A 24962-nucleotide genomic window follows, 5' to 3' on the forward strand; every position below is an offset into this window, starting at 1 on the left:
TGCCGCTACTTCGCCCGGAAACTCCGAAGACAGAGTCGACCTCCACTACAGATCCGCTCGGCAACAGTACCGGACTCACTCCATCGAACACGAATTATTATTATTGTTGGCGGGGAAGTGGTATGCAGACACGTACCATGGTCGACACGGCCTACCTCGTGATTTCGCTCGTGACGGCACTCCTGGGGATGGGCGTGGTCGTCCTGTCACTGCGCTCGCGCCCGTGGCACCACTACGCGCCCCGGCTCTCCTACCGCGAGTTGGCCGCGGGAGGACCGACGAGCGGCGCCGCGCAGATCGCTGGGCGAACGAGCACGTGGACGGCCGCGTACGTCGTCCTCGTCCTCGGGTTCCTCGCGGGCGCGATGGCCTACGCCGGCGGCGCGATCACCGGCCCGGCAGTCATCGGTGCGGTCGTGGCGCTCGTCGCCTCCTTCCTGGTGGTCGGCGTCTACGTCGCGCTGCGCGAGCACGGCCGCCCGAGCGCGCAGGCCGCGGCCGGCAGCGCCGCAGCGACGGGGATGCTCGTCGTCCTCACGATCACCGTCGTGCTCGTCACGAGCTGACCGATGGCCCACTCGACCCGGGATACCACGTGGCCGTGGCCGACCGGGACCGCCCCGCTGGCCGCAGCCGTCGCGCTCGAAGGCGTCCTCGTCGCCGGCTACTTCCTCGCCACCCCCGGCGACGTGACTGTCCCTCGATACGTCCTCTATCCGTTCGTCTGGATCAACGCCGTCCTCGTCGCCGCCTACCGGACCCCGATTCCCGCGGCGTCGCGCCGTCGCCACCTGGTGGCCGGGATTCTCGCCGCGGCGTATTTCCTCCTGCTCGCCAACTGGGCCGGACTGGTGGGGCTGACCGTCGGCGGCCACCATCCCATTCCAGAGGGCGTCCTCGGACTGAGCGTCGGCGCCGGCTCGCCCGGCTGGGGTCGGGTGCGGCTCATCACCCGCGTCTTCTTCGTCTCGTTCGTCCCCTACCGGGTGATCGGCTACCTCGGACTGACCTACCTCGTGTACGCCGCCGTCCTCGACGCCAGCGGCGTCGTCGCCTCGGGCGCGCTCGGGTTCGTCTCCTGTCTCAGTTGCTCGTTTCCCATCCTCGCCTCCTTCGCGACCGGATTTCTCGGAAGCTGGGTCACTCTCATGTCGACGGCGGTCGCGTATTCGGTCGACGTCTCGACTGTCGCGTTTCTCGCCTCGGTCGCCCTGTTGTACTGGCGACCCGGCTTCCCGTCGTTCGTGATTGAGCGGCGTGGGGAGTGAGTGTGGATACGACGTGCGCTAGGGCTTGAGCTGGAGAGACTAACGCAAGAACTACTGAGAGATGAAAGCCCTCGACGTGCTCGCGGTCGCTGAGACGGGATATCTGCGCTCTCGGCACCGCCCGCGCGGATAGTGCCCGCTCAGCCGACTGAACTGCACGCGAGCCCGCCTCGCCCTTTCAGTCCACCGGGAGAGCAAAGCTCTCCCGAGCCCGCGCGAACGCCAGGAACCGTACCCGCACAGCACCGCAGACAGCCACACGCCTCCCCAGCCGATTCGCTCTCTGCGGTCGCTCATCCACCGTCAGAGCAAGCGCTGACGAGCCTTCGCTCACAATGCTCGCGAAGACCTCGCACGACTATTTCGAGCGGCCCGCCACGAGGCGGGTACGCTCACGGCAGAGCCGTTCGCATCGAGGCGCTCCCAAGTCGCGCCTCGCACCGCTCGACAGCGCGCGCCACTGTAGAATGTTAACCGGGCTTTGAAATCCGAACGCCGCTCTCAGTTCGCGGACGGGACGGTCGGCGGTTCGCAGGTCGACGTGCTGTTCTGACCGTCGACGAGGATGGCGGTCTGGAACGAGCAGTCGTAGGTGACAGGCGAGTCACGCGGGAAGCGGAACTCACTGCCGGTGGCGGGGTTCTCGAAGACGACCTGGAAGTGGGCGCTCACCGCGGTTGCCTCGGCTCCGGGGCCGGCGTCCGCGCGGACGTGGCTGGTGAACCAGTCGTCGACTTTCTCGTTGTCCATGGTCACGGTGTAGGTGATCTCCCGCGTCTCGCCGGGCGGGATCACGGTGTCGGCGCCGATGCTGTCGGTCGAGAGCTCGCCGCTCTCGGCCTCGAAGGTGCGCACGTCGTTCATATCGACGCTGACGCCGACCCCGTCCGGTGCGGCCGCGACCGGGACGTCACCGGGGTTGTGCACGCGCATGTGGAACTGCACGGTCGTCTCGTTCTCGGTCACCTCTCCCCACGTCGCCCAGCCGCGCTGGACCTCGTAGCCGACCGTCACGGTGTCGCTGTCGCCCAGCGAGTCGCCGAGCAAGGAGTCGTCGACGCTGCTCGCGCTTGCGGACTCGGTGTAGCTCCCGGTGGTCTCGTTGACCGACGCCGACAGCGCGTCGATGACCGGCGTCGAATCGTCGAGCATCGTCCGCTGGCGGTGGACGTCGTAGGGAACCGTCCCGACCGGCGTGTTCACGTTCACGGTCGCGTTCGCGTCGAGGTGGACTGTCTCGTCGGCCCGGATGAACGAGACCCACCAGTTCGACAGCCGGTCGTTGACGACCTCCGTCCGCAGTTCGGTCGTGCTGTTGCCCTTCGGTACTTCGATGTCCGACTTCTCACCCTCCGCGAGCAGGACGTCGTTGAGGACGAGGTCGTACTCCGCGGTAACGGCGTTACCCAGCGAGACGCCGACGGGGTTCGGGTTGTCGACCCAGACGGTCGTGACGATCTCCGTGCGCTCGTCGTTCACTTCCCCCCAGTCGCCGCGGTCGACCAGTCCGGCCGACGGCGCCCCGACGATCCCCAGCAGGTAGAGGACGATCACTACCCCGACGAGCGCGATCAGCGCGACCCCGACCTTCCGGGGCCAGGTGGCGACGAGCGCCCCCAGCCGCGACCCGCCGCTTCCCCCGTTCGTTCCGCCCGATCCCGGGCTCGGTGAACCGGCCTCTGACATGACTGTCGAGACAGTTGCCGTCGACGGGATAAACGCTGGCGATCAGGCCCGAACTGGTTCGGCCGAGTGACAGGAGTCGCTGGCAGGGCCGCTCGCGGGCTACAGGATGGAGTAGGCCGCGGCGGTGGTGAGCGCGAGCGCGACGAACAGGCCACCGAGCATCAGGTAGGTGACCGACCGGGGCTCCCACCGGAGGTGCATGTAGTAGGTGGCCACGAACGTCGCCTTGACGAACGACAGGACGAGGATGATCCCGAAGGCCGTCCAGTAGGTGTTCGGGTTCCCGAAGTCGACCATGCCCGTCCGCTCGACGAGCGCCTGCGTGGTCGACAGGGCCATCAGTACCACGAATATCGCCGAGTACAGCTTGAATCGTGCCATTGTTTCACAGGATGTAGAACAGCGGGAACAGGAACAGCCACACGATGTCCACGAAGTGCCAGTACAGCCCGAAGTACTCGATCGACGTCTCGTCGTCGCCGAGGTAGGCCCCGTTCATCGCCCGCGGGATCATGTACGTGAGCATGATCAGCCCGACGATGACGTGGGCGCCGTGCAGCCCGGTCGTCAGGTAGAACGTCGACGAGGCGACGTTCGTCCCCACGTCCCAGCCGTTCGGGAACGCCTCCGACGAGACGTGGAACAGGTGCTGCCACTCCAGTCCCTTGTTGATCAGGAAGCCGACGCCGAGCAGCCACGTCGCCGAGAGGGCCGCGACGACGCCCCGGCTGCTGTTTCTGTGCGCGGCGACCAGCGCGAGCACGACCGCGAAACTGCTCGCCAGCAGCAGGTAGGTGTTGATCAGGCCGGGCATGACGACGTGTTCCTCCGGGATGAACGCGTGGTGCCAGTGCATCCAGCCGTTGGCGACCCGCAGGAACAGGTACGAGCCGATGAAGCCCCCGAACAGCACCACGTCGGAGGCCAGGAACGTCCACATCCCGAGTTTCATGTTCTCGACGCCCTCGAAGGGCCACTGCTCGGCGACCGTCGGCTCGGGCACGTGGAACGGCTCGCGGGCGAGGCCGACGAACCCGACGGCGCTGAGGACGCCGCCAGCCCCGGTCAGCCAGTAGTAGGCCCCGCCGTCGTTGATGCCCGAGACGCCGAGGAACGCGAGGAAGCCGGCCAGCCCGATCACGAACGGCCACACGCTCGCGTGGTCGGCGTGTTCTTCCCCGGCGTGGGCCGTCGCGCCGCCGGTCGCGCTCGGGGTGACGGCGTCGGGTCCGGTGACCAGTGCCCCGCCGCTTCCGGTGGTCGCGCCCTCGGCCCGGACGCCACCGTCGGTCGTGGTGCCGCCGTCTGTCGTGGTGGCGTCGTCGGCCGACGGACGATTCGCGGGCTCGCCGTCGCCGCTGCCGTCGGCGGTCAGTTCCGGCGCGTCGCGGAAGGTGAGTTTCCCGCTCGCGTAGCTCGGCTTGCCCGGGAAGTTCTCCAGCGGCGGCGGCGAGGAGACGGCCCACTCCGCGGTGGTGGCGTACTCCCACGGCTGGTCCCCGACCTCCTCGCCGACGGCCACGCTCTTGAACAGGTTGTAGAACATGACGAGGAACGAGGCGCCGAGCAGGAACCCGCCGATCGTCGCGACCTGGTGCCAGCCCGAGAGGCCGGGCGCGTAGTCGAACACGCGCCGCGGCGTCTCCCACGCGCCGAACATCGGGAAGTAGAGCAGGTTGAACCCGACGAAGTACAGGCCGAAGTGGAGCTTGCCGAGGAACTCGTCGTACATCCGGCCGGTCATCTTCGGGAACCAGTAATAGATGCCCGCGAACAGCCCCGTCGCGCCGCCGACCATCACGTAGTGGAAGTGCGCGACGACCCAGTAGGTGCCGCGGAACTCGTAGTCGAGGACGACCGCGCCGAGGAACACGCCGGTGATCCCGCCGATGATGAACAAGATTAGCGCGCCCAGCGAGAACAGGAACGGCGTCGTAAAGCGGATGCGGCCCTTGATCATCGTGTAGATCAGCGAGAAGACCATCAGGTCGAAGGGAAGCGAGATGCCGATGGTCGTGACCATGAACAGCGTCTTGATCTCAAGGTTGATCCCGGTCAGGAACATGTGGTGCATCCAGACGACGAAGCTCTGGAGCGCGACCAGCACCATCGCGAGGACGAACCACTTGCGCCCGACGAGCCGCTGGCCGGTGAACGTCTGGAAGCACTCGGCCATGATGCCCAGCGCCGGGAAGAAGACGATGTACACCTCCGGGTGGCCGAAGAACCAGAACAGGTGCGTCCACAGCAGCGTCCCGCCGTCGGCGGTGAAGTAGGTGACGCCGAACAGCCGCTGGGCGCCGAGGATCAAAAGCGCCGCCAGCAGCGCGGCGAAGGCGAACAGCATCATCCACACCGTCAGCAGGATGGACATCGAGAACATCGGCAGGTCGCGCATCCGCAGTCCCTCGGCGCGCATCCGGTACATCGTCGTCAGGAAGTTGACCGACCCCATCGTCACCGCGGCGATGAACATGATGAGCGCGAGCACGACCGTCGTCCCGCCGACGTTGGGCATGTAGGTCGGCACGTTCAGCGGGGCGTACATCGTCCAGCCGCCGGCGAAGGTGCTCCCCTGGAAGAAGGAGGCGACGAACAGCAGCCCCGAGAAGAGGTACGCCCAGTAGCTCATCGCGTTCAGCCGCGGGAACGCCAGGTCGTCGGCTCCGATCTGCAGCGGGACGAAGTAGTTGGCGAAACCGAAGGCGAACGGGGAGATGAACCAGAAGACCATCAACAGGCCGTGTGCGGAGACGGCCTGGTTGTACGCGCCGGCGCTGAGGATACTCTCGCCCGGTCCCCACAACTGGACGCGCATCAGCAAGGCGAGTACGCCGCCCAGCACGAGGAAGAAGAGGGCGGTGATCGTGTAGAGGACGCCGATGTCCTTGTGGTTGGTCGTGACGAACCAGCGCCGGATCGAACTCTTCGGCGGGAAGTCGTGACCACCGGCTTCCCCGTGGCTCATGGCGTTCCTCCGACGCGGTCTGGTCCGACTTCTGGCGCGTCGACTGTCCCCGCCCCGAGAGCGCGCGTGCGGTCGGGGGCGAGCGCATGCCCGCCATCGCCCGTGGCGGTCTGGGTGCCGTTCGCGGCGTCCGTTCCGGCGGTCTCGTTGCTGGCTTCGGTGTCAGCGTACCACTCCTCGAAGGCGTCGGCCTCCATCACGACGACGTCGGCGGTCATCCCGGAGTGGCCCTCGCCGCAGATCTCGTAGCAGTTCGCGGTGTAGGTGCCCGTCTCGTTGGCGACGAACCACGCGTTCGTGGTCTGGCCAGGGATGGCGTCGGCCTTCGCGCGCAACTCCGGGATCCCGAAGTTGTGGAACACGTCCCGGGAGGTCACCGAGAGGTTGACCGCCGTCCCGTTCGGCACCCGGAGCGTGTTCGTCTGGGCGCCGTTCGGGTAGGTGAACTGCCAGCCGAAGCGGAACCCTTCGACGTCGATAGTGATCATCTCGCCGCCGTTCTCCCGGATCTCCGCCGGCTTCCCCTCGACGTACAGCAGCGACGCGTACGTCCAGATGACCAGCGAGAGGACGATGAGTGCGCTGATGCCGAACGAGAGGAACAGTTTCTTGCCCTTGCCTCCGCCCTCGGGAAGCTCCCCGAGTTCCGGCCGGTCGACGTCCGGTGCGGGGTCTTCGTCCTCGCGATACCGGTACTTGTACGCGTTGTACAACGTGTACGAGATGACGACGACCCCGACCAGGGTTCCCAGCCCCAGGAACACGACGAAGATGCTGTTGAACACCTCCGCTGGCGCCCTGATCCCGCTGGTGCCAGCGAGCACGGCGTCGCCGACCGCGTGTCCACCGGATTCTTCCATATTCGATCACCAACGACTCTCCCGGTCTTATCGTTTGGGGGAAGTTGGCACGTACCTCTTTCAGTGAGGCGAACAGGTTCGGATCGTACCCTATCTGCCGAGGGTTTTTCCCCGGCCAAGTGGTACGTGATACCATGGCAGACACACGCGAGCTCGACGATCGGACTACGGAGGAAGAGCGGTTCGAGGACCCGGCGGTCAGGGACGACGACTACGATCGGCTGTTCGGCATCGTCGCGGACGGCGTCATCGGCGCAGCGGGGGGGCTGGTCGGGACGACGCTGATGACGGTCGTGTTGCTCATCGGCGAGTCGTTCGGCGTCTTCACGCGCTCGTCGTTCGCGACCGTGACCCAGATGGTCGGTCTCGACGGCGTCTTCCCCGAGGTGACCGCCGGCTACGTCATCTTCGTCCTCGCCGGGATGTTCCCCTGGCCGCTGCTGTTCGCCTCCCTGAAGGAGTACCTCCCGGGCGCCCGCGACCCCATCCACGGGATCGCCTTCGGGACGGCGCTGTGGACCGGGTTCGTCTTCGCGTTCTACGACGGCTACACCGGTCTCGCCCTCGTCGGCTACCTCGCGGTCACCCTCGTCGCACACTGGGTGTACGGGCTCGGGCTCGGCGCCGTCTTCGAGTACCTCGCGACCCGGCCCGACACGCTCGTCTGACCTCAGATCCGTCCGGGTCCGGGAGATGCGGTCCGTCGAGACCTCGCGATCAGCGCCGAGCGGCCGCCAGCGACCGATACGACCGTTTTTGTGCGGCGGCGCTCTACGTCCGGCATGGTAGACAAACGGGACCTCCTCGAACTCGCCGCCCACTACGTCGTCATTCTCGTCGTGGTGACGGTCGTCCTGGCCGCGCTCCGCAACTTCGTCGAGCTCGGGTTCTGGGCCGAACTCGCCGTCATCGTCGTCATCGTCGCGGTCTATCGACCGATCGTCACGTCCCTCGGCGTCGAACCTGACGCGTGGCGCACCGAGTGACGGGTCGCGGCGCATCGGCTGATACCCTCGGTTCGTCACGTCCGCTGGCTGTCGTGCGCACCGCTTAACCGCCGGCCGCGCGAGTGGCCGATATGCATCTCTCGGAGTCGACGTGGACCGACGCCGACGCGGTCGAGACGGATCTCGCGCTCCTGCCCGTCGGGAGCACGGAACAGCACGGCCCGCACGCGCCCCTCGGGACGGACGCGCTGACCGCCGAAGCCGTCGCCGACGCCGGCGCCGACGCCTACGACGGCGAGGTCGTCGTCGCCCCGCCGATCCCCGTCGGCGTCGCCGAGGAACACCGCCACTTCGCGGGCACGCTCTGGGTCAGCGAGGACACCTTTCGCGACTACGTCCGCGAAACGATCCAGAGTCTCTCCCACCACGGCTGGGACCGCGTCGTCGTCGTCAACGGCCACGGCGGCAACGTCGCGGCGCTCCGCGAGGTCTGCGGACGCGTCACCCGCCACGACGACGCCTACGCCGCCCCGTTCACGTGGTTCGACGCCGTCCCGCTCGACCGCGACTGGACCGGCGACCCCGACGCGCCGCCGGTCGACCTCGACGAGATCGCCATGGGCCACGGCGGCCCGGTCGAGACGGCGCTCGTGCGGGCGGTCGCCCCCGACCTGATCCGCGAGGACCGCCTCGACGACGCGGCGGCCGGCGCCGCCGACGGCTGGGGCGAGTGGGTCGCTGGGACGAACCTCGCCTACGACTCGTCGGAGTTCTCCGAGAACGGAGCGGTGGGCGACCCGCGCGGAGGGACCGCGGAGCTCGGCGCGTGGCTCCACGAACGGGCGGCTGAAAAGGTAGCGACGCTGCTCGACCGGATCGCGGCGCGCGAGCGATCGGCCGACCGCTGAGGCTGGACGGCCCAGCGAGGCGCGAACCGCGCTGGTCCGTCAGTCAGGCTTCCGCTTCGGCCTCGTCGGCGTCCGCGTCGGTGTCGGCCTCTTCTTCGGCCTCCTCGTCCGCCTCGGCGTCCGCTTCCTCGTCTGTCTCCGCATCGTCGTCCGCCTCGCCGAACTCCTCCAGCGCGCTCCGGAGCTGCGGGACCGTGCTCGCGAGGTCGCTGACCTGGTCGTGGGCCTCGGTCACGTCGTCGAGGACCTCCTCGACGGCCTCGATCTCTTCGGCGAGGTCCTCGGCGTCCTCGAAGGCGTCGGCGCGCTCGCCCATCGTGTACCACTTCTTGGCGTCGACCAGGTGGTCCTCGGCGTCCTCGACGTCGAGCGCCGACCGCAGCGCGTTGAGCACGCCCAGCGTGTTGTCGGCGTCGACGTCCCAGATGCCGTCGGCGTCGGGCAGCGCCTCGCGGGCCTCGTCGAGGCTCGCCTCGACGTCCTCGCGCATCTCGTTCGCCGCGTCCTCGAAGAGCTCGTCGTTGTCGAGCGTCGCTTGACTCATGTCTCCCCCTTCGGCCCCCGACGGTTTAAAAACACGCCTGAAACTGAAAGTGAAAAACCGTCTTTTGAGGGCTGAAAGCGCCGATACTGTGGTCGGGGCCGATCAGTTACGATCGGCCGCTATCGATCTCCCCGTGGCCGCTCCTCACGACCGGTCGTCGCGGTCGCCCCACTCGTCGCGCCCGACGTTCCAGTCGGGGTCGGTCTCCTCGTCCGCGGTCGCGTCCGTTCCGCCGGTTCCGGGATCGTCCGGGCCGCTTCCGCCGCCGCTGACGTCGGGGGAACCAACACCATCGTTCCCATCGTCGTTCCCGCCGTCGGCGCGCACGGCACGGCGAGTCTCGGGGATCACGTCGAACGACTCCTCGATGTCGCCGAGCACGAGCAGCGCGTAGTAGCGGTAGAACGTCTGGAAGGGCACCTGGACGAGCAACCCGACGACGAACAGCAGGACCAGATAGGCCAACACGAGCACGACGACGACCAGTCCGCCGGCGCCGGAGAAACCGAGTACCAGCGCCAGCGGCACGCCGACGACGAGGAACGGGACCGCCAGCGCGATGGCCGCGAGGACGACGAGGAACCCGACCGCCATGCTCACCGCGATGCTCACCAGGAAGCTCACGATCAGGTACGCGAGGAACTCGAAGAGGTTCCCGACGAGCGTGGGCCAGAACCGACGCCACGCGCCGATCACGCCGCGGTCCTCTTTGAGCATTACCGGGACGACGAACATCGTCGTGAACCCCAGGAGCGTCCCGACCACGACCGCAAGCAGGAGGAAGACCGGGATCGCCAGCAGGATGACGGCCAGGATCGTGCTATCGCTCCACTGCATCGGCGGCCACCCGCTCATCGCGGTGCCGACACCGAGCAGGACGCCCACGGCCGCCCCGGTGGTCAGCGTCCCGGTGAGAAAGCGGAAGGCGAACAGGCGAGCACCCCGACGCCAGTACCGTTTGAAGTTCCGCCGGAGTCGGACCTCCTCGTCGCGCAGCGAGCCGACGAAGACGAACTCCATCGTCGCGCCCGCGATGGAATACAGGAGAAAGGCGAGGAGGCCGACCACGACGACGCCGAGTATCAGGGCGATCAGTTCCGGCGTAATCTGGGGCGTGATGTCGGGGCCGGGACCGCCGGGCGTCGGTTCGACGGGATCGGAGCCCCCGCCGCCACCGCCGAACCCGGGGAACCCGGGCGCCGAGAACCCGGCGCCGCCGACGAAGAACATCACCACTGCCAGCCGGAACCAGCGCACGCGGTCGAACGGCGTGAGGAACCGCTTCGTCGCCTCGATGGCGTCACCGAGGTCGTCCAGGGCAGCGAGGGACATACCCGGCCCCTTGTCCGCCCTATTACATATCTTTCGTGGTCGGTCCGTCGGCCGGACGGGGCGTCACTCGCCCGAGCGAACGTCCTCGACGCGCATGAGCGGATAGCCGTCCTGCATGTCCATGCGCGTCCGGACCTCGTGGCCCTCGTAGTCGATGACCATCTCGACGTCGAGGAACCGGCCGGTTAGTTCGGTGTAATCGGCGGCCGACTCGCCGAGTTCGGCGTCGAGTTCCCCGGTCAGCACGTCGACGGTGACCGACTCGCAGTGAGGCTGGTTCTCGATCGCTTCCTCCATCGCACGGGCGAGGCTGTCCGCGCTCGCGGGGCTGACGGGCGTGCCGGCGAACTGGTGGTACAGCGACCCGAACTTGATGCCCGCCTCGAAGCAGGCGGTCTGGGCGTCGGTGGGATCCATACCAGCCGCTGAAGCGCCGCGCTGTAATCAGTGTCGGCTCGGCGCGTCGACCGATCGGTGTCTCCTCACCTGTCGTCAGTGTGACATCCGGCGCACGGAACCGTACCTTACTTACTGACCGGTCGCAAGGATTCACCTGAATGGACGAGCCGGTCTTACTCACTGGGGCGGGCGGACGCGTTGGGCAGGCCGTGCTACGGGGGCTCGAAGACGAGTACGAGTGGAAACTCCTCCTCCACAGCCCGCCGGACGAGGAACCGGACCACGAGTACCTCATCGGCGACGTGACCGACGAGGACACCGTCGCCGAGGCGATGGAGGGCGTCGGCGCGGTCATCCACCTCGCTGGCGACCCGCGACCGAGCGCGCCGTGGTCCTCGGTGCTCACGAACAACATCGACGGCACCCAGAAGATGTACGAGGCGGCCATCGAGGAGGGCGTCGAGAAGTTCGTCTACGCCTCCTCGAACCACGCCGTCGGCCACTACGAGACCGACGAGCGAACGCCCGAGATGTACCGCAGTCACGACGAGTTCCGCCTCGACGGGACCGAGTTCCCCCGTCCGGGCAACCACTACGGCGTCTCGAAGGCAACCGGCGAGATCCTCGGCCGCTACTACCACGACGAGTACGGCATCTCCGTCTGCAACATCCGCATCGGGAACCTCACGAAGGGCCACCCGCCCATCGACTACGAGCGCGGGCAGGCGATGTGGCTCTCCTACCCCGACTGCGCGCGTATCCACCGCTGCGCGCTGGAAGCCGACTACGGCTTCGAGATCGTCTACGGCATCTCGGACAACGACCGCAAGTACTACTCCATCGAGCGCGCCCGCGAGGTACTCGGCTACGACCCGCAGGACAACTCCGCCGAGTGGGACGGCGACGAGAAGGTCGCTGCGGAAGACTGAGACGCCCACGCGACGGTATCCACCTCGATAGATCGGCCACCGGCCTCGGTTCCGTACAACGTCACTCTGCTGGCACGGCTATTCGTCGAAGATCGTCTGAACCTTCTCGACCAGTTCCGGCGCCGAGTCGCGGCCGCGGTATCTGACTTCTCCGCTTCGCTGGTCGAACTCGACCCAGTCGGCCGATTCGAGTTTCGGGAGGTGGACGTGGACGAGTGCCGTGTGGATCTCCGTCCGGTCTCGATCCGGCAGGGGGCCGTCGACGTGATCGGGCAGCCGGGAATCGATGTGACCCGCGATTTCCTCGGTGTTCGAGGCGGGCTCGTCGACGGCGTTCTCGAAGTAGTTGATGACCTCCCGACGGAGATGATGGCGTAGCACGTCGAAGACCTCGTCGACCGCCTCCGCTGTGTCCGGGTAGCAATCGGCCGGTGGCATGGGACAAGTTGACGTCCCGGTCGGAAAAACAGTTTCTCACTACGATCCGTCCTCGTTCGCTGATACGTCGAAGCCTCTCGCTACTGGAGAACAAACGCTGGAAATGCCTGAATAACGCCGCTGTTCGGTACCGAGAGAGACGCATACCGGTGGCGAATAGAACAGCGGTGAACGTGTGACACCGGACGAGAGAGTGCGTAGAACGCGCCGAAAACGGGGACACGGGACCGCAGACGAGTGGGGCTGTAACTGGGTGGGTAGACGAGCGGTGGGACCCGAGCCGGTGGTTTTTCCAGTCGGTTTCGATGGAGACCGGCCTCGTCCCCGCGAGGCGTTCGGCCGGTTTCACCGGAGACACAGAACCGATCCCTGAATAGCTGGACTGGGGCGGCGTGCAGCCGTGGATCTCCGCGTCAGGTTCGCCCGTTCGCCTTGGCTCGCAGTTCGGGACTTCGAGGCGTGCGGGGTGACGACGGCGGAATTCTTACGGCCCCTGCACGTCTGGATCCGCTACATGAGTTCCTCTTCGCGGAGTGACGCCGAATTACAGCGCCGCGTCCGCCAGCAAGAGGCGCTGGCCGGCCTGGGGAGGCGGGCGCTGGATGCAGACGAACTCGAGAGGGTGATGCACGACGCGGTCACGGCGGTAACGGAGACGCTCGACGTCGACTACTGCGAGGTGTTCGAACTCGGGCCCGAAGGCGAACGGTTCACGCTCAGGGAGGGCGCAGGGTGGTCCGAGGGGGAAGTCGATCCGGTCACGATCCCGGCCGAGACCGACTCACAGACCGGCTACACGCTCCACGCGGAGGGGGCAGTGGTCGTGGAATCGCTGTCGGGCGAAGAGCGGTTCGACGGCGACGACTTTCTCGTCGAGCGCGGCGTCGTCAGCGGCATCACGGTGACCGTCGGGCCGGCCACGGACCCGTGGGGGGTGCTGGGGGCCCACGCGACTGACCAGCGGGAGTTCTGCGACGGCGACGCGACGTTCGTCCGGAACGTCGCCAACGTCGTCGGGTCGGTCGTCGAGCGCGCGGAGACGCACAGCCGGCTCGAGGAGGTCTACGGCCGCATCTCCGACGGGTTCTTCGCGCTCGACGAGCAGTGGCGGTTCACCTATCTCAACGAGCGGGCGAACGAGCTGATCAACCCGGAGGGGCGTGATCTGATCGGCGAGGAGGTCTGGGATCGGTTCCCGGAGGCGACCGACCGGGCGTTCAAACCGAACTACGAGCGGGCGATGTACGAGCAGGAGACGGTCACCTTCGAGGAGTACTACCCGGATCCGATCGACGCGTGGTTCGAGGTGCGGGCCTACCCCTCCGAGAGCGGCCTGTCGGTGTACTTCCGGGAGAGTACCGAGCGCAAGGAGCGCGAGCGGCGCATCGCTGAGCAGGAACAGCGACTCTCGACGCTGATGAGCAACGTCCCGGGGATGGTGTATCGCTGTCGCAACGAGCGCGGCTGGCCGATGGAGTTCGTCAGTGATGGGTCCCGCGACCTCACCGGCTACGACCCAGCCGCGCTGGAGCGCGGCGAGGTATCGTTCGGCGAGGACGTCGTTGTCGAGGAAGACCGCGGGGGACTCTGGGAGGAGATCCAGGAGGGGCTGGCCGACGACGGCCAGTACCTCGTCACCTATCGCATCGAGACGGCCGACGGAGAGATCCGGTGGGTGCGCGAGCGCGGTCGTCTGACCGAGGGGGTCGGCGACACTACCGGACTCGAGGGCGTCGTCATCGACGTCACCGAGGAGGTGCGTGCCGAGCGCCGACTCGCCGAGGAACGGGACATGTTCGCGGAAGGCCCGGCGATCGTCTTCCGCTGGCGCAACGAAGAGGGGTGGCCCGTCGAGTACGTCTCCGAGAACGTCACCGACATTCTCGGCTACGAACCGTCGGCGCTCGAATCGGGCGAAGTCCCGTACACGGACCTGCTGCTCGACGAGGAGATCGACCGCATCGCCGCGGAGGTCGAGGCCCACACCGACGGACAGACCGACCGGTTCAGCCACGAGCCCTACCGCGTTCGGACGAGCGACGGCGACGTGCGCTGGGTGAAAGACACCACGAAGATCGTCCGCGACGACGCCGGCGAGGTGGACCACTACCTCGGCTATCTGGTCGACATCACCGAGCGCAAGGAGCGCGAGCAGGAACTGCGCCGCTACGAGACCATCGTCGAGACCATCGACGACGGCATCTACGTCAAAGACGAGGACGGGAAGTTCACGATGGTCAACGACGCCTACGCGGAGATGCTCGGCTACGACCCCGAGGAACTGGTCGGCGAGCACGCGTCGCTGGTCGTCGACGAGGAGGTGGTCGAGCGAGCGCGCCGGGAGGAGACTGCCGACCGCGACGAGCAACTGGACGGCCCCGCGCTGGAGGCGGAAATGGAGACCGCCGACGGCGAGCGACTCCCTGCCGAGGCGACGTTTGCGGTGCTAGAAACGGACGACGGGGCACAACAGCGCGTCGGCGTCGTCCGCGATACCTCCGAGCGCAAGGAGCGCGAGCGCGAGTTGCGCCGCTACGAGGCCATCTTCCAGGCCGTCAACGACGGCCTGTACGTCGTCGACGAGGACGGGGAGTTCACGATGGTCAACGACGCCTACGCGGAGATGCTCGGCTACGAACCCACGGAACTGGTCGGCGAACAGGTCTCGATGGTCGTCGACGAGTCCATCCAGGAGCAAGCGAGGGAACAGGAGGCCGCGCTACGGGAGGGGACCACCGAGATGGCGTCCATCGAGGCGGAGATGGAGGCGGCCGATGGCGAGCGGATCCCGGCGGAGGCGACGTTCGCGATGCTCCCGACGCCGGGGGCGGAGCAACGCCGCGTCGGTGTCGTCCGTGACATTTCCGAGCGGAAGGAGCGCGAGCGGGAGCTCCAGCGCTACGAGCGCCTCGTCGAGAACCTCCCCGTCGGCGTCTATCGCAACACGCCCGAACCCGGCGGCGAGTTCGTCGAGATGAACGACGCGCTGGCGCGGATCTTCGGCGCCGACTCGCGGGAGGAACTGATGGAGGTCCCGGTCAGGGACCTCTACACGGATCCCTCCAAGCGCGAGGAACTGAGCGAACGCCTCGAAGCGGAGGGAATCGTCAAGGACTTCGAGTTACGGCAGGAGACGCTCGACGGCAGGGAGATATGGATCTCCGTGACCGGGATCACGACGGAGGAAGACGGCGAGCTGTACTTCGACGGCGTCGTGCAGGACGTCACAGACAGGAAAGAGCGCGAACGCGAACTGCGGGAGACCGAGCGGCGCTTCGAGGCGGTCTTCGAGGACCCGAACATCCTCGTCGGGTTGCTGGAACCGGACGGGACGGTCGTGGACATCAACGAGACGGCGATGGAGTACATCGACGCCGACCTCGCGGACGTCCGCGGCGACCTGTTCTGGGAGACGCCGTGGTGGGGGATGGGTGACGACGTCCAGTCCGACGTCAGGGAGTGGACCGAGCGCGCCGCGGCCGGCGAATACGTCGACTTCCAGGCCGACCTCACGCGGCCGGACGGCCAGCAGTACACGCTCGAGGGGTACTTCCGGCCGGTCACCGACGAGGACGGGAACGTCGTCTCGATCATCGTCTCCGACCGCGACGTCACCGAGCGCCGCGAGTACGAGCGACGGCTCGCCCAGTCCGAACAGCGCTACCGGACGCTCGCCGAGTACTTCCCCAACGGCATCGTGACGCTGTTCGACGACGACCTCGAGTACACGCTGGCCGCCGGACAGGGGTTCGACTGGATCCCGGTCGATCCCGAGGACCTGGAGGGCGAGCGGCTCTACGACGTCTGGCCCGAGGAGACGGCCGAAGCGCTCGAGCCGGCCTTCCAGGCCGCGCTCGACGGCCGTGAGGAGGCGGTCGAACTCGAGTACGAGGGCCGCGACTGGGTGCTCCGGGGGGTGCCGATTAGCGACGAACGGGGCGACGTCTTCGCGGGCATGACGATGGCCCAGGACATCACCGAGCGCAAGGAGCGCGAGCGGGCGCTCAGGGAGTCCGAGCGGCGCTACCGGACGCTCGCCGAGCACTTCCCCAACGGCGCGGTCGGCGTGTACGACGACGATCTGGAGTACACCCTCGCCGCGGGGGCCAAGATGGGCACGGAACTCCCCCCGGCGGACGTGCTCGAAGGCAGCCGTCTGCCCGACGTCTTCCCCGAGCACACCGTCGCCGATCTCGAACCCCTCTTCCGGGCGGCCGTGGAGGAGGGCGAAACGGGGAACACGACCACCGAGTTCGGCGGCCGCTACTGGCGGGTCTGGGCGACGCCGCTGCGAAACGTCGACGGCGAGATCTTCGCCGGACTGAGCTTCGCGCAGGACATCACCGAGCGCCGCGAGTACGAGCAGATGCTCGAGGAGTCCAACGAGCGACTGGAACAGTTCGCCTACGCCGCCTCCCACGACCTGCAGGAGCCGCTGCGGATGGTCTCCAGCTATCTCCAGCTGATCGAGCGCCGATACGAGGACGAACTCGACGAGGAGGGGGAGGAGTTCATCGCGTACGCGGTCGACGGCGCCGACCGGATGCGCGAGATGATCGACGGGCTGCTCCAGTACTCCCGGGTCGAGACGCGGGGCGACCCCTTCGAGCCGGTTGCCCTCGACGCGGTGGTCGCGGAGGCCCGCGAGGATCTCGGGATGAAGATCGCCGAGACGAACGCCGAGATTGCGGTCGCGGACCTGCCGCAGGTCGAGGGCGACCCCGGGCAGTTACGGCAGGTGTTCCAGAACCTGCTGGACAACGCCATCGAGTACAGCGGCGAGGGCCGCCCGCGAGTGGAGGTCTCGGCCGAGCGGGCCGGCGACTGGTGGGAGATCTCGGTCAGCGACGAGGGAATCGGGATCGACCCCGACGACGCCGACCGCGCCTTCGAGGTGTTCCAGAGCCTGCACGACCGCTCGAGCTACGACGGGACCGGCATCGGCCTCGCGCTCTGCGAGCGCGTCATCGAGCGCCACGGCGGCGACATCTGGGTCGACTCCCGACCGGGCGAAGGCGCAACCTTTTCGTTCACGCTCCCGGCACCGGAGGACGAGAATGAGTGAGCGACCCGGCGCCTCGGCCGATATCCTGCTCGTCGAGGACAACCCCGGCGACGTCCGCCTCACGCGGGAAGCCTTCGAGGAGGGCAACATCTCGAACTCCCTCCACGTCACGACCGACGGCGTCGAAGCGCTCGAGTTCCTGCACCAGCGCGGGGAACACGCCGACGCCCCGCGGCCCGACATCGTCCTGCTCGATCTGAACCTCCCGCGCAAGAACGGCGAGGAGGTGCTCGCCGAGATCCGCGACGACGACGACCTCTCGTGTATCCCGGTCATCATCCTGACGAGTTCGGAGGCCGAGGAAGACGTCGTCCAGTCGTACGAGCTACAGGCCAACGCCTACCTCACGAAACCAGTCGACCCGAGCGAGTTCATCGAGACGGTCAGACGCTTCCGGGCGTTCTGGCTCGAGGTCGTCCGGCTCCCGCCGGACGAGGTGGAGTGATGCCGGGCGACGAACTCGACGTCCTCCTGATCGAGGACAACCCCGGCGACGCCCGACTCATCGAGGAGATGATCCGCGAGGCCGGCGACCTCCGTCGCCGCGTCGAGGCCGACGCCGGCGCCGCGGACGGCTCGCAGTTCCACCACGAGACGACGCTCACGGACGGCCTCGACGCCCTCGCTGAGTCCGGTGCCGACGTGCTGCTGCTCGACCTCGGGCTCCCCGAGAGCACGGGACTCGACACGCTCGAATCGGTGCTCGACGCGACCGAGTTCGTCCCGATCGTCGTCCTCACCGGGCTGCGCGACGAGGAGGTCGGGATCGAGGCGGTCCAGCGCGGCGCCCAGGACTACCTCGTCAAAGACGAGGTCACGAGCGACCTGCTGGTGCGGTCGATCCACCACGCGATCGAGCGCAACCGACAGGAGCGCGAGCGCGCCCGCCGGCTCGAACAGCTGGAAGCGCTCAACCGACTCAACCGCGTCAGCCAGGACGTCACCCACGCCGTCATCACGACGGAGGCCCGCGAGGACCTCGAACGGACCGTCTGCGAGCGCCTCGTCGCCTCTGACGCCTACCGATTCGCCTGGATCGGCGAGGTGAACCGCTCGACCGACCAGGTGACACCGCGGGTGTCCGCGGGCGTCGAGGAGGGGTACCTCGACGACGTCACGATCTCCCTCGACGACTCCGGGTCCGAGGGACCGGCCGCCGCGGCCGTCCGGACCGGGGAGGTCCAGGTCGTTCAGGACGTGCGGACGGATCCGTCGTTCGAGCCCTGGCGCGAGATCGCCGGCGACCGGGACTTTGAGTCTGTCGCCGCGATCCCGATCGCCCACGAGGATCTATTCTACGGGCTGCTCGTGGTCTACGCGGAGTCGCCGAGCGCCTTTTCGGACCCGGAAGTCGAGGTTCTCGGCCGGCTCGGGGACGTGATCGGCCACGCGATCACGGCCGTCGAGCGCAGGGACGCTCTGGTGAGCGACGAGGTCCTCGAACTGGAGTTCACGACGACGGGCGTCGCCGGGGAACTGACTGCGCTCACCGCGGGCACCGACGCCGCCATCGACGTCGAGACGGTCGTCCGGAGCGACGAGGGCGTCGTCGCCTACGGGCAGGCCGACGGCGTCTCGCGGGACGAACTCGCCGACGCCTTCGAGCGCGCGGACCTGATCGGCGACTTCCGCTTTCTCTCCTCGGAGGGCGACGATCTTGGGTTCGAACTCGTGACCGACGCCATCACGTCGCTGGTGACGGCCGTCGCCACCCACGGCGGCCAGATATCCGGCGCGACGGTCGCCAGCGGGGAGTTCCGATTCGTCGTCGGGTTCCCACGCGGGCGCGACAAGCGCCAACTGGTCGACCTCGTCGAAGACCACTGCCCCGGCGCCACCCCTCGCGCCCAGCGGACCGTCCAGCGCGACGACGCCGACGTCGACACCGCCGCTTCGGTCATCGACGACCGGCTCACCGAGAAGCAACGCGCCGCGGTCGAGACGGCGGTCTTCGCGGGCTTTTTCGACTGGCCGCGCACGTCCACCGGCGAGGACGTCGCCGACCGCCTCGGCGTCTCGCCCGCGACGTTCACCCAGCACCTGCGAGCCGCCGAGCGGAAACTCTTCGAGGCGCTGTTCCGCGACGGCGAGGCGTCAGACGACGACTCGGCCTCGTGGACGCCCCTGGAGTCCGACCGCGAGTCCGAGTGACTCGCGCGGCCGAATTCCTCGTGCGCGCACGTCCGAAGATGGACAACCCGGGGCCGACGGGACTACCCGGTCCTATGCGTATCGAATACGTACCAGAAAAGCCCAGTATGATGGCTGTATGGCTCGGAAAACTCCGAATACCGGGTTTCTCCAAAATGCTTAGGCGGGTCGTACTTCCCCCGGGAGAGATAAGGAAGAGTTACGATGAGCACACTGGGAAAGGAGTTCACGCAACAGCTCGGTAACCAGTCGCTGGCCGCGGTCGACGACGACACCAAGCGGGGGATACTCGTCGCGCTGGCCGACGCAGACGCGCTTACCGAGCGAGCGATCGCCGCCGAACTCGCCGAGGGGGATGCCGATGACGACGAGATCCGGGCGCTTCGCACGGAACTGCACCACGTTCACCTGCCGGCGCTCGAAGACGCCGACCTCGTCTCGTGGAACCGGGACGAGGCGACCGCCGCACCGACCGACCATCCGCTGTTCGACGAGTGCTTCGCCGATCTCCTCCATCGCGACGGCGACACCTGGGACGACGTCCGCTCGTGTGTGACAGACAGGGAGCGCCGAGCAGTCATCGACGCCCTCGAATCTCACACGAATCCCGTCGCGCGCGCCACGCTGGCACGCGATGTGGCCGCGAGCGAGGCGTCCGCGGACGACGTCCGCGACGTCGAGATCCAGCTGCACCACGTCCACCTGCCGAAACTCGACGAGGCGGGACTGGTCGACTACGACCCCGACGAGGGCGTCGTCTCGCACGACCTGGCCGACGCGTTCGCCGTCGGCGACCTGTTAGCCGGCGCGTAGTGACCCGGTAACGCGGTCGTACTGCCCAGCACTCACCGCCACGTACCGGCGGCCCGCCGCGTCCGCTGGCCGCTCGTGGCATGCCGAGCTGTCGTGCGACGACTCGGGTCCGCTCCGTCGCGCGTGCCCGTCGATTACCGATCGTCTTCGACGACGTCGGCATCGGGCGCGTTTCGAACCACGCTCCGCAATCCCTTCTCCGCGTTGTGTCTGCGCGTGTAGCCCTCGCCACTTGTGGCGATGACGTTCCCATTCCGGTGGACGAGCCGCCAGCGCCACTCGTCCGCCCGGTCCCGAAAGACCTCGAACCGCGCCTGACTCGACAGCGGCGCGACCGGCTCGACGATGGTCTGCTCGTCCGACCCCGATTCGCTGCTCGTCTCGCCAGCGTCGGCTGCCGCCTCGACTGTCGCCGTCTCAGTAGCGGGCTGTTCGCTCTCGCCGGCCTCCGCGTCGCTCGGTTCGTCCCCGTCGTTCGCTGACCCGGACACGTCGGCCTCCGGCTCGCCCCCGTCGTCCGACCCAGCAGTCTCAGCGGACGTGTCCCCGGGAACGACCTCACTCATCGGAGGCTCGTCCTCGCGCACCCACTCCAGTTCGACCTCGATCTCGGCCTCGTCGCCGTCGGTCTCGTATTCGAGTTCGAAGTCGAACTCGTCGGGGACCGTCGCGGTGACGGCGTCCTCGCCGGATCCGATCGCGACGGCGCCCGCGTCGACGCCGTCGGCGAGCCCGCGGAGGACCGCGGCGGCCTCGGCCCGCGTCGCCGTGCGCTCGGATTCGAACTCTTCGGTCGATTCGTCGGGTTCCTCTTCGGCGGCCGCTCGGTCTGACTCGCCGTCGGTGTCCTCGTCCCTCATGGTCCGACGTAGGATTCGACGGCGGAAAACAGTTGACCGGGCCGCCCCGCTCGCGACCTGATCTCGACCTCACTCCGCGGTCGTGTCGATCCCGAGCGCTCGGTTCAGCCCGCAGAAACAGGTCACCGCGTTGAACCCCATGCCGACGGCGGCGATACCGAGCACGAGTCCGCGCGAGCGGTTCCCGCTGGCGAGGGCCTTCACCGCGAGGACGGTACACAGGACCGCGACGATTCCACGCGCGAGACGATCGCGGCCGCCGACGTTCGACTCCATGGACGGCAGTCGGGCCGGCGCTGTTACAAATCCGTCGACCGGATACGATCCGCTGGTGTTCGTCGGCGACGCCGGACGGGCCGCTCGGTCCCTGTCGCGTCGAACACAGGGGCGGCACCCGTCTGTTCGTCCGGCCTTACCGCTCCTCGAACAGCCCGTCGACGTCCGACTCGCGGTGTTCGCGCCGGTCGACGTGCTCGGCGAGCCGCTGGGCGACGATGGCGCGGCTGTCGGGGTCACGAACGAAATCCAGCAGGAAGGTGACGAACTCGCTCCCGTCGTCGCCGGCCTCCAGATCCGCGCGAGCGTAGCCGATCGCCCGTTCGATCACCGCTTCGTCGTAGCCGAACTCCTCCGCGAGGACGATGGCGGCGACGAACGTGGCCTCGACGTCGAGGTCGGCCAGCTCCAGCGCGTCGCCGTCGACGGTGAGCGCCGGCAGCGGTCCGCGTTCGATGCGCTCCGGGTCGCGTGCGAGGCGGTCGAGGTGGTCCCGCACAGTCCCGACGTTCACGCCGCGGTAAGTCGCGGGGAGGTCGGCGAGGTAGTCGCCGGCGCTGTCGGCGAGGCCGGTCGCGCCCGACCAGTTGCGTTCGCGGGCGTGGTGGACGGCGGCGGTGAACTGAATGAGCCCGTGGAGGAATCGCTCGTCGTCGCCCTCGGGCAGTTCGAGCCACCGCTCTTCCCACGCGTCGTGGGCGGCGTGATACTGGCCCGCGTTGTAGACGGCGACCCCCGCCCGGAGCTGTGCGTCCATGTCGGTTCGTTCGCCCGCCCGGCCGAAAACCCCTACGACGCGGGTTCGCCGGTGGTTCCCGCGTCGCTATCGGCGGCCCGGTCGGCCACTGTCGCCGCCTCGTAGTGGCGGACGAGCGCGTTGACGAACGCGAACTTCAGCGCCATCGACAGGGCCGTCAGCACCGCGGTCGAGCGGGGTTTGCGGCGGTAGGCCGCGTAGAGCGCCGCGACCGTGACGGGCAGGGTCGCCGCGTCGAGCGTCCGGAGGAGCGTCCCGCTTTTCCCGTGGTCGGTCCAGTAGCGCTCGGCCTGGACGACGTCGTTCGTCCACGCCCGCGCGTCGTCGGGCTTCGGGAGGACGACCGGGTTCACCGCGATGGCGGCCACCGCCGCGACCAGCAGCCGCTTGCGGCGGGTCAGGATCGCGTACACCACCACCGGGAACGCGAACACGCGCGTCCAGCCGCTCCACGGGTTGGCGTGGCGCTCCCAGAGGAACTCCGCGAGCCGTTCCGATGGCACTGTCGTCGACACCTCCGTAACTTGGTAGCTAGTCGCAATAAGCGGAGGGCACGACCCGACGAGTGGCCACCGCACTGCGGTCACTCCGCAACCGGGTCGGGCGAACCCGGGGGCCCGCCGGCCACTCGATCTCCTCCTCGTAGCGCCTGACCAGGGCGGCGACGAACGCGAACTTCAGCGTCATCGCCGCCGCGCCCGCGACCGTGGCACCGCCCACGTCCCGGCGGTAGGCGGCATAGACGGCGTACAGGGTCGCCAGTCCGTTCCCGACGTTGAGCGCCTGCAGCGCGCCCAGTCGGTCGCCGCTCTCGCGCCAGTACCGTTCGGCGAGGACGACCTTCGTCATCCAGGCGTCGGCGTCGTCCGGCCTCGGGAACATGACCGGGTTGAACACCGCGAACGCCACCGTCGCGGCGAGCAGTCGCCACCGGCGGTGGTACACGGCGTACAGCAGCGCCGGGAGCGTCAGCGTCCGCGACCAGCCGCTCCAGGGGTTGGCGTGGCGCTCCCAGAACGCACGCCAGACTCGCGCTCGCGTGGAGTCGTCCATACTGTGGCTTCGCAGAGAGACGTGAAAAGTCGGCGGGGTGAGGTTCGCCCCTACAGGTCCTCGACGAGTTCGATGCCCCACCCTTCGGGGCCGGTGACGAAGGCGACGCGGGAGTCGTACTCCTCCATCGTGATCGGGCCGTCGTCGATCCGGTCGTCGTCCAGCTGGTCCAGCGCCGCGTCCACGTCCGCGACGGTGATCGCGACGTGTTCGAACTCGCCCGTCTCGACCGGTCCGCCGGCCTCGACGAACTGGAGCGCGGCGGGGTCGTCGGTGTCCTCGTCGGCAGGGTCGCCGACGAAGACGTTCCGCGTACCGTCGTCGGTCTCGAACTCCCGGAGCACCTCGTAGCCGAACAGGTCCTCGTAGAACGCCACGCTGGCCTCGACGTCCTCGACCTGGATCGCGGTGTGTCGCAGTGTCATCGAGCGATCCGTCGGAGAGCGACGGGTTAAACGCTGCTGTCGCCCGTCGGTTCACTCCTCGCGGTCCGTCCAGAACTCGAACGAGCGTCCGGGGACGAAGATGTCGAGGCCGACCGCGGTTTCCTCGCCCTCGTTCTCGACGCGGTGGGACTCCCACGGGTCGAGCCACACCGAGTCGTAGCGCGTTAAGCGCTCGCTATCGCCCTCGGTGTGGACGGTAAGCTCGCCATCGAGGACGAGACAGACCTGCCCGTTCTCGTGGTCGTGCATCGGCGAGCTGTGCCCGGGCGGTTTCTCGAACCACTCCAGGCTCACGTCGTCGTCGCCCGCGAGCGCGACGCGACGCCATCCCTCGTCCGGTTCGTATGTCTCGGCGTCGTCGAAGCTCACTCGCTTCATACCGACCGATCCGGGCCGCGCTACAAATCTCTGTGGACAGGACCCATCCCTCGCCCGAAGCGGCCGATCCACCGCGTACGCCTCCTCGAACTACTTAAAGCGTTCGCCCCCTTGCCGGTCGTGAAGCGTTGCGATAGGGTATACCCCGTTGGCACTCCTATCGAGAGGTATGACGGACGTAGATACCGTTCACGACGCCGACCAGCGCTTGACCGACGAACCGACCGAGGGGCGCGACCCCGTCCCGGCGGTGGTCGACTGGTTACTCGCGCTCGTCGCTGGAGCGATCGGTCTCACCCTGACGGCTGTCGGCGTCTGGCTGTACACCCGGGTCGACCGGGCGCTGATCACCGAGATCATCATGGCCGAGGGAGTGGAGGTGAACGGGATTACGCGCGCGGAAGCCATCGCCGCCGGGGTTCCGTTCGTCGACTGGGTCGGGATCGGCGTCGCGCTGACCGGCCTCGTCTTCGTCGCCGGCGCCGTGGCGTTCGCCGTCGCGCGCCGGCGCACCCGCGACCGGGTCGTCCGCGAGGGCGGAACGACCGCCACGTTCTGGGCGAGCAGCGTCTACGGCGCGGCGATAACGGCACTGGTCTCGTTCGTTCCCGGTTCGGCGATCGTCGGTGGCGGCGCCGCGGCGTACCTCCACGGCGACGCCGAGACGCGCGTCGGCGCCGCATCGGGACTGGTCGTGTGGGCGCTGACGTTCCCGCTTCTGGTCTTCCTCGCCGTCGGATTCGTCGCCGGGGGCGGAGCGATCGGCGACGCCGCGAGCGGCGCCGTCCTCGCCGTGATCCTCGTCGCCGGCGAACTGCTCGGCTTGGCGATCAACGCCGGCCTCGGCGCGCTGGGCGGCTTCCTGGCCACCAGACTCGTCTGAC

26 protein-coding genes are annotated in these 24962 nt (G+C 68.0%); 11 read left to right on the top strand and 15 right to left on the bottom strand.

Going from position 1 to position 24962, the window contains the following annotated elements:
• The first annotated feature begins 122 nt into the window (after positions 1-122).
• Both AB2U09_RS19840 and AB2U09_RS19845 read left to right on the top strand, forming a co-directional pair.
• Positions 123-566 carry a hypothetical protein gene (locus AB2U09_RS19840; protein ID WP_459194478.1) on the top strand — a complete coding sequence of 148 codons (444 nt, stop codon included), beginning with the start codon at positions 123-125 and terminating at the stop codon, positions 564-566.
• 3 nt (positions 567-569) lie between these two features.
• The gene (locus tag AB2U09_RS19845; RefSeq protein ID WP_459194479.1) at positions 570-1268 is read left to right on the top strand and encodes a DUF7546 family protein; all 699 of its coding nucleotides are present in this window, start codon (positions 570-572) and stop codon (positions 1266-1268) included.
• Between the two features lie 501 nt (positions 1269-1769).
• On the opposite strand, the gene AB2U09_RS19850 is transcribed toward AB2U09_RS19845, so the two are convergent.
• The 4 genes from AB2U09_RS19850 to coxB form a co-directional block, all read right to left on the bottom strand.
• Positions 1770-2954 carry an LEA/WHy family protein gene (locus tag AB2U09_RS19850; protein ID WP_459194480.1) on the bottom strand — a complete coding sequence of 395 codons (1185 nt, stop codon included), beginning with the start codon at positions 2952-2954 and terminating at the stop codon, positions 1770-1772.
• 99 nt (positions 2955-3053) lie between these two features.
• The gene (locus AB2U09_RS19855) at positions 3054-3335 is read right to left on the bottom strand and encodes a cytochrome C oxidase subunit IV family protein (RefSeq protein WP_459194481.1); all 282 of its coding nucleotides are present in this window, start codon (positions 3333-3335) and stop codon (positions 3054-3056) included.
• A 4-nt stretch (positions 3336-3339) separates the two neighbouring features.
• Positions 3340-5922 carry a cbb3-type cytochrome c oxidase subunit I gene (locus AB2U09_RS19860; RefSeq protein WP_459194482.1) on the bottom strand — a complete coding sequence of 861 codons (2583 nt, stop codon included), beginning with the start codon at positions 5920-5922 and terminating at the stop codon, positions 3340-3342.
• Positions 5919-6782, bottom strand: coding sequence for a cytochrome c oxidase subunit II (gene coxB, locus AB2U09_RS19865; RefSeq protein WP_459194483.1), 864 nt, complete (start codon positions 6780-6782; stop codon positions 5919-5921). The genes AB2U09_RS19860 and coxB overlap by 4 nt, the downstream gene beginning before the upstream one ends.
• A 134-nt stretch (positions 6783-6916) precedes the next feature.
• Between coxB and AB2U09_RS19870 the strand changes: the two genes are divergently transcribed.
• The 3 genes from AB2U09_RS19870 (at position 6917) to AB2U09_RS19880 (ending at position 8637) form a co-directional block, all read left to right on the top strand.
• Entirely contained in the window at positions 6917-7450 is a 534-nt protein-coding gene (locus tag AB2U09_RS19870) for a DUF6789 family protein (protein ID WP_459194484.1), read from the top strand.
• A gap of 114 nt (positions 7451-7564) precedes the next feature.
• On the top strand, positions 7565-7768 hold the full coding sequence (locus AB2U09_RS19875; protein ID WP_459194485.1) for a hypothetical protein: 204 nt from the start codon (positions 7565-7567) through the stop codon (positions 7766-7768).
• 92 nt (positions 7769-7860) lie between these two features.
• On the top strand, positions 7861-8637 hold the full coding sequence (locus tag AB2U09_RS19880; RefSeq protein WP_459194486.1) for a creatininase family protein: 777 nt from the start codon (positions 7861-7863) through the stop codon (positions 8635-8637).
• Positions 8638-8680: 43 nt separating this feature from the next.
• Here AB2U09_RS19880 and AB2U09_RS19885 read toward each other — a convergent pair whose 3' ends face one another.
• The 3 genes from AB2U09_RS19885 to AB2U09_RS19895 form a co-directional block, all read right to left on the bottom strand.
• Entirely contained in the window at positions 8681-9181 is a 501-nt protein-coding gene (locus AB2U09_RS19885; protein WP_459194487.1) for a DUF5790 family protein, read from the bottom strand.
• Between the two features lie 144 nt (positions 9182-9325).
• Positions 9326-10513: a DUF7544 domain-containing protein gene (locus tag AB2U09_RS19890; RefSeq protein ID WP_459194488.1), complete on the bottom strand. Its 1188-nt coding sequence runs from the start codon at positions 10511-10513 to the stop codon at positions 9326-9328.
• Positions 10514-10576: 63 nt separating this feature from the next.
• Positions 10577-10930, bottom strand: a complete 354-nt coding sequence (locus AB2U09_RS19895; RefSeq protein ID WP_459194489.1) for a dihydroneopterin aldolase family protein — start codon at positions 10928-10930, stop codon at positions 10577-10579.
• 140 nt (positions 10931-11070) lie between these two features.
• On the opposite strand from AB2U09_RS19895, the gene azf reads away from it, so the two are divergent.
• Positions 11071-11841, top strand: a complete 771-nt coding sequence (azf, locus tag AB2U09_RS19900; RefSeq protein ID WP_459194490.1) for an NAD-dependent glucose-6-phosphate dehydrogenase Azf — start codon at positions 11071-11073, stop codon at positions 11839-11841.
• Between the two features lie 78 nt (positions 11842-11919).
• Here the strand turns inward: azf and AB2U09_RS19905 are convergent, their stop codons facing one another.
• Complete coding sequence (locus tag AB2U09_RS19905; protein ID WP_459194491.1) at positions 11920-12279, bottom strand: DUF7344 domain-containing protein; 360 nt, start codon at positions 12277-12279, stop codon at positions 11920-11922.
• A gap of 514 nt (positions 12280-12793) precedes the next feature.
• Between AB2U09_RS19905 and AB2U09_RS19910 the strand changes: the two genes are divergently transcribed.
• The 4 genes from AB2U09_RS19910 to AB2U09_RS19925 all read left to right on the top strand — a co-directional run bounded on the left by AB2U09_RS19910 (position 12794) and on the right by AB2U09_RS19925 (position 20308).
• Entirely contained in the window at positions 12794-17344 is a 4551-nt protein-coding gene (locus AB2U09_RS19910; protein ID WP_459194492.1) for a PAS domain S-box protein, read from the top strand.
• Positions 17337-17789 (top strand): response regulator, encoded by a 453-nt coding sequence (locus AB2U09_RS19915; RefSeq protein WP_459194493.1) that lies wholly within the window; start codon positions 17337-17339, stop codon positions 17787-17789. Before AB2U09_RS19910 ends, AB2U09_RS19915 begins: the two co-directional genes overlap by 8 nt.
• On the top strand, positions 17789-19495 hold the full coding sequence (locus tag AB2U09_RS19920; protein WP_459194494.1) for a bacterio-opsin activator domain-containing protein: 1707 nt from the start codon (positions 17789-17791) through the stop codon (positions 19493-19495). Before AB2U09_RS19915 ends, AB2U09_RS19920 begins: the two co-directional genes overlap by 1 nt.
• A 204-nt stretch (positions 19496-19699) precedes the next feature.
• Complete coding sequence (locus tag AB2U09_RS19925; protein WP_459194495.1) at positions 19700-20308, top strand: DUF7344 domain-containing protein; 609 nt, start codon at positions 19700-19702, stop codon at positions 20306-20308.
• Between the two features lie 134 nt (positions 20309-20442).
• Here the strand turns inward: AB2U09_RS19925 and AB2U09_RS19930 are convergent, their stop codons facing one another.
• The 7 genes from AB2U09_RS19930 to AB2U09_RS19960 form a co-directional block, all read right to left on the bottom strand.
• Positions 20443-21168 carry an HVO_2922 family protein gene (locus AB2U09_RS19930; protein WP_459194496.1) on the bottom strand — a complete coding sequence of 242 codons (726 nt, stop codon included), beginning with the start codon at positions 21166-21168 and terminating at the stop codon, positions 20443-20445.
• A gap of 69 nt (positions 21169-21237) precedes the next feature.
• On the bottom strand, positions 21238-21444 hold the full coding sequence (locus AB2U09_RS19935) for a YgaP family membrane protein (protein WP_459194497.1): 207 nt from the start codon (positions 21442-21444) through the stop codon (positions 21238-21240).
• A 136-nt stretch (positions 21445-21580) separates the two neighbouring features.
• Positions 21581-22201, bottom strand: a complete 621-nt coding sequence (locus AB2U09_RS19940; protein WP_459194498.1) for a DUF309 domain-containing protein — start codon at positions 22199-22201, stop codon at positions 21581-21583.
• Positions 22202-22233: 32 nt separating this feature from the next.
• Positions 22234-22704 carry a DUF6653 family protein gene (locus AB2U09_RS19945; RefSeq protein ID WP_459194499.1) on the bottom strand — a complete coding sequence of 157 codons (471 nt, stop codon included), beginning with the start codon at positions 22702-22704 and terminating at the stop codon, positions 22234-22236.
• Between the two features lie 28 nt (positions 22705-22732).
• Positions 22733-23254: a DUF6653 family protein gene (locus AB2U09_RS19950; protein ID WP_459194500.1), complete on the bottom strand. Its 522-nt coding sequence runs from the start codon at positions 23252-23254 to the stop codon at positions 22733-22735.
• A 50-nt stretch (positions 23255-23304) separates the two neighbouring features.
• Complete coding sequence (locus tag AB2U09_RS19955) at positions 23305-23679, bottom strand: VOC family protein (protein WP_459194501.1); 375 nt, start codon at positions 23677-23679, stop codon at positions 23305-23307.
• A gap of 51 nt (positions 23680-23730) precedes the next feature.
• A complete protein-coding gene (locus tag AB2U09_RS19960) occupies positions 23731-24078 on the bottom strand; it encodes a cupin domain-containing protein (RefSeq protein WP_459194502.1) in 348 nt (115 codons plus the stop codon).
• 169 nt (positions 24079-24247) lie between these two features.
• On the opposite strand from AB2U09_RS19960, the gene AB2U09_RS19965 reads away from it, so the two are divergent.
• Entirely contained in the window at positions 24248-24961 is a 714-nt protein-coding gene (locus tag AB2U09_RS19965) for a hypothetical protein (RefSeq protein ID WP_459194503.1), read from the top strand.
• The last annotated feature ends 1 nt before the right edge of the window (position 24962 follow it).

The organism is Halosimplex yunnanense (genome assembly GCF_054504345.1).

What these genes read in the sequence shown, in the direction of transcription:
- AB2U09_RS19840 (WP_459194478.1), top strand. Translation starts at nt 123, where the DNA reads ATGCAGACACGTACCATGGTCGACACGGCCTACCTCGTGATTTCGCTC.
- AB2U09_RS19845 (WP_459194479.1), top strand. Translation starts at nt 570, where the DNA reads ATGGCCCACTCGACCCGGGATACCACGTGGCCGTGGCCGACCGGGACC.
- AB2U09_RS19850 (WP_459194480.1), bottom strand. Translation starts at nt 2,954, where the DNA reads ATGTCAGAGGCCGGTTCACCGAGCCCGGGATCGGGCGGAACGAACGGG.
- AB2U09_RS19855 (WP_459194481.1), bottom strand. Translation starts at nt 3,335, where the DNA reads ATGGCACGATTCAAGCTGTACTCGGCGATATTCGTGGTACTGATGGCC.
- AB2U09_RS19860 (WP_459194482.1), bottom strand. Translation starts at nt 5,922, where the DNA reads ATGAGCCACGGGGAAGCCGGTGGTCACGACTTCCCGCCGAAGAGTTCG.
- coxB (WP_459194483.1), bottom strand. Translation starts at nt 6,782, where the DNA reads ATGGAAGAATCCGGTGGACACGCGGTCGGCGACGCCGTGCTCGCTGGC.
- AB2U09_RS19870 (WP_459194484.1), top strand. Translation starts at nt 6,917, where the DNA reads ATGGCAGACACACGCGAGCTCGACGATCGGACTACGGAGGAAGAGCGG.
- AB2U09_RS19875 (WP_459194485.1), top strand. Translation starts at nt 7,565, where the DNA reads ATGGTAGACAAACGGGACCTCCTCGAACTCGCCGCCCACTACGTCGTC.
- AB2U09_RS19880 (WP_459194486.1), top strand. Translation starts at nt 7,861, where the DNA reads ATGCATCTCTCGGAGTCGACGTGGACCGACGCCGACGCGGTCGAGACG.
- AB2U09_RS19885 (WP_459194487.1), bottom strand. Translation starts at nt 9,181, where the DNA reads ATGAGTCAAGCGACGCTCGACAACGACGAGCTCTTCGAGGACGCGGCG.
- AB2U09_RS19890 (WP_459194488.1), bottom strand. Translation starts at nt 10,513, where the DNA reads ATGTCCCTCGCTGCCCTGGACGACCTCGGTGACGCCATCGAGGCGACG.
- AB2U09_RS19895 (WP_459194489.1), bottom strand. Translation starts at nt 10,930, where the DNA reads ATGGATCCCACCGACGCCCAGACCGCCTGCTTCGAGGCGGGCATCAAG.
- azf (WP_459194490.1), top strand. Translation starts at nt 11,071, where the DNA reads ATGGACGAGCCGGTCTTACTCACTGGGGCGGGCGGACGCGTTGGGCAG.
- AB2U09_RS19905 (WP_459194491.1), bottom strand. Translation starts at nt 12,279, where the DNA reads ATGCCACCGGCCGATTGCTACCCGGACACAGCGGAGGCGGTCGACGAG.
- AB2U09_RS19910 (WP_459194492.1), top strand. Translation starts at nt 12,794, where the DNA reads ATGAGTTCCTCTTCGCGGAGTGACGCCGAATTACAGCGCCGCGTCCGC.
- AB2U09_RS19915 (WP_459194493.1), top strand. Translation starts at nt 17,337, where the DNA reads ATGAGTGAGCGACCCGGCGCCTCGGCCGATATCCTGCTCGTCGAGGAC.
- AB2U09_RS19920 (WP_459194494.1), top strand. Translation starts at nt 17,789, where the DNA reads ATGCCGGGCGACGAACTCGACGTCCTCCTGATCGAGGACAACCCCGGC.
- AB2U09_RS19925 (WP_459194495.1), top strand. Translation starts at nt 19,700, where the DNA reads ATGAGCACACTGGGAAAGGAGTTCACGCAACAGCTCGGTAACCAGTCG.
- AB2U09_RS19930 (WP_459194496.1), bottom strand. Translation starts at nt 21,168, where the DNA reads ATGAGGGACGAGGACACCGACGGCGAGTCAGACCGAGCGGCCGCCGAA.
- AB2U09_RS19935 (WP_459194497.1), bottom strand. Translation starts at nt 21,444, where the DNA reads ATGGAGTCGAACGTCGGCGGCCGCGATCGTCTCGCGCGTGGAATCGTC.
- AB2U09_RS19940 (WP_459194498.1), bottom strand. Translation starts at nt 22,201, where the DNA reads ATGGACGCACAGCTCCGGGCGGGGGTCGCCGTCTACAACGCGGGCCAG.
- AB2U09_RS19950 (WP_459194500.1), bottom strand. Translation starts at nt 23,254, where the DNA reads ATGGACGACTCCACGCGAGCGCGAGTCTGGCGTGCGTTCTGGGAGCGC.
- AB2U09_RS19955 (WP_459194501.1), bottom strand. Translation starts at nt 23,679, where the DNA reads ATGACACTGCGACACACCGCGATCCAGGTCGAGGACGTCGAGGCCAGC.
- AB2U09_RS19960 (WP_459194502.1), bottom strand. Translation starts at nt 24,078, where the DNA reads ATGAAGCGAGTGAGCTTCGACGACGCCGAGACATACGAACCGGACGAG.
- AB2U09_RS19965 (WP_459194503.1), top strand. Translation starts at nt 24,248, where the DNA reads ATGACGGACGTAGATACCGTTCACGACGCCGACCAGCGCTTGACCGAC.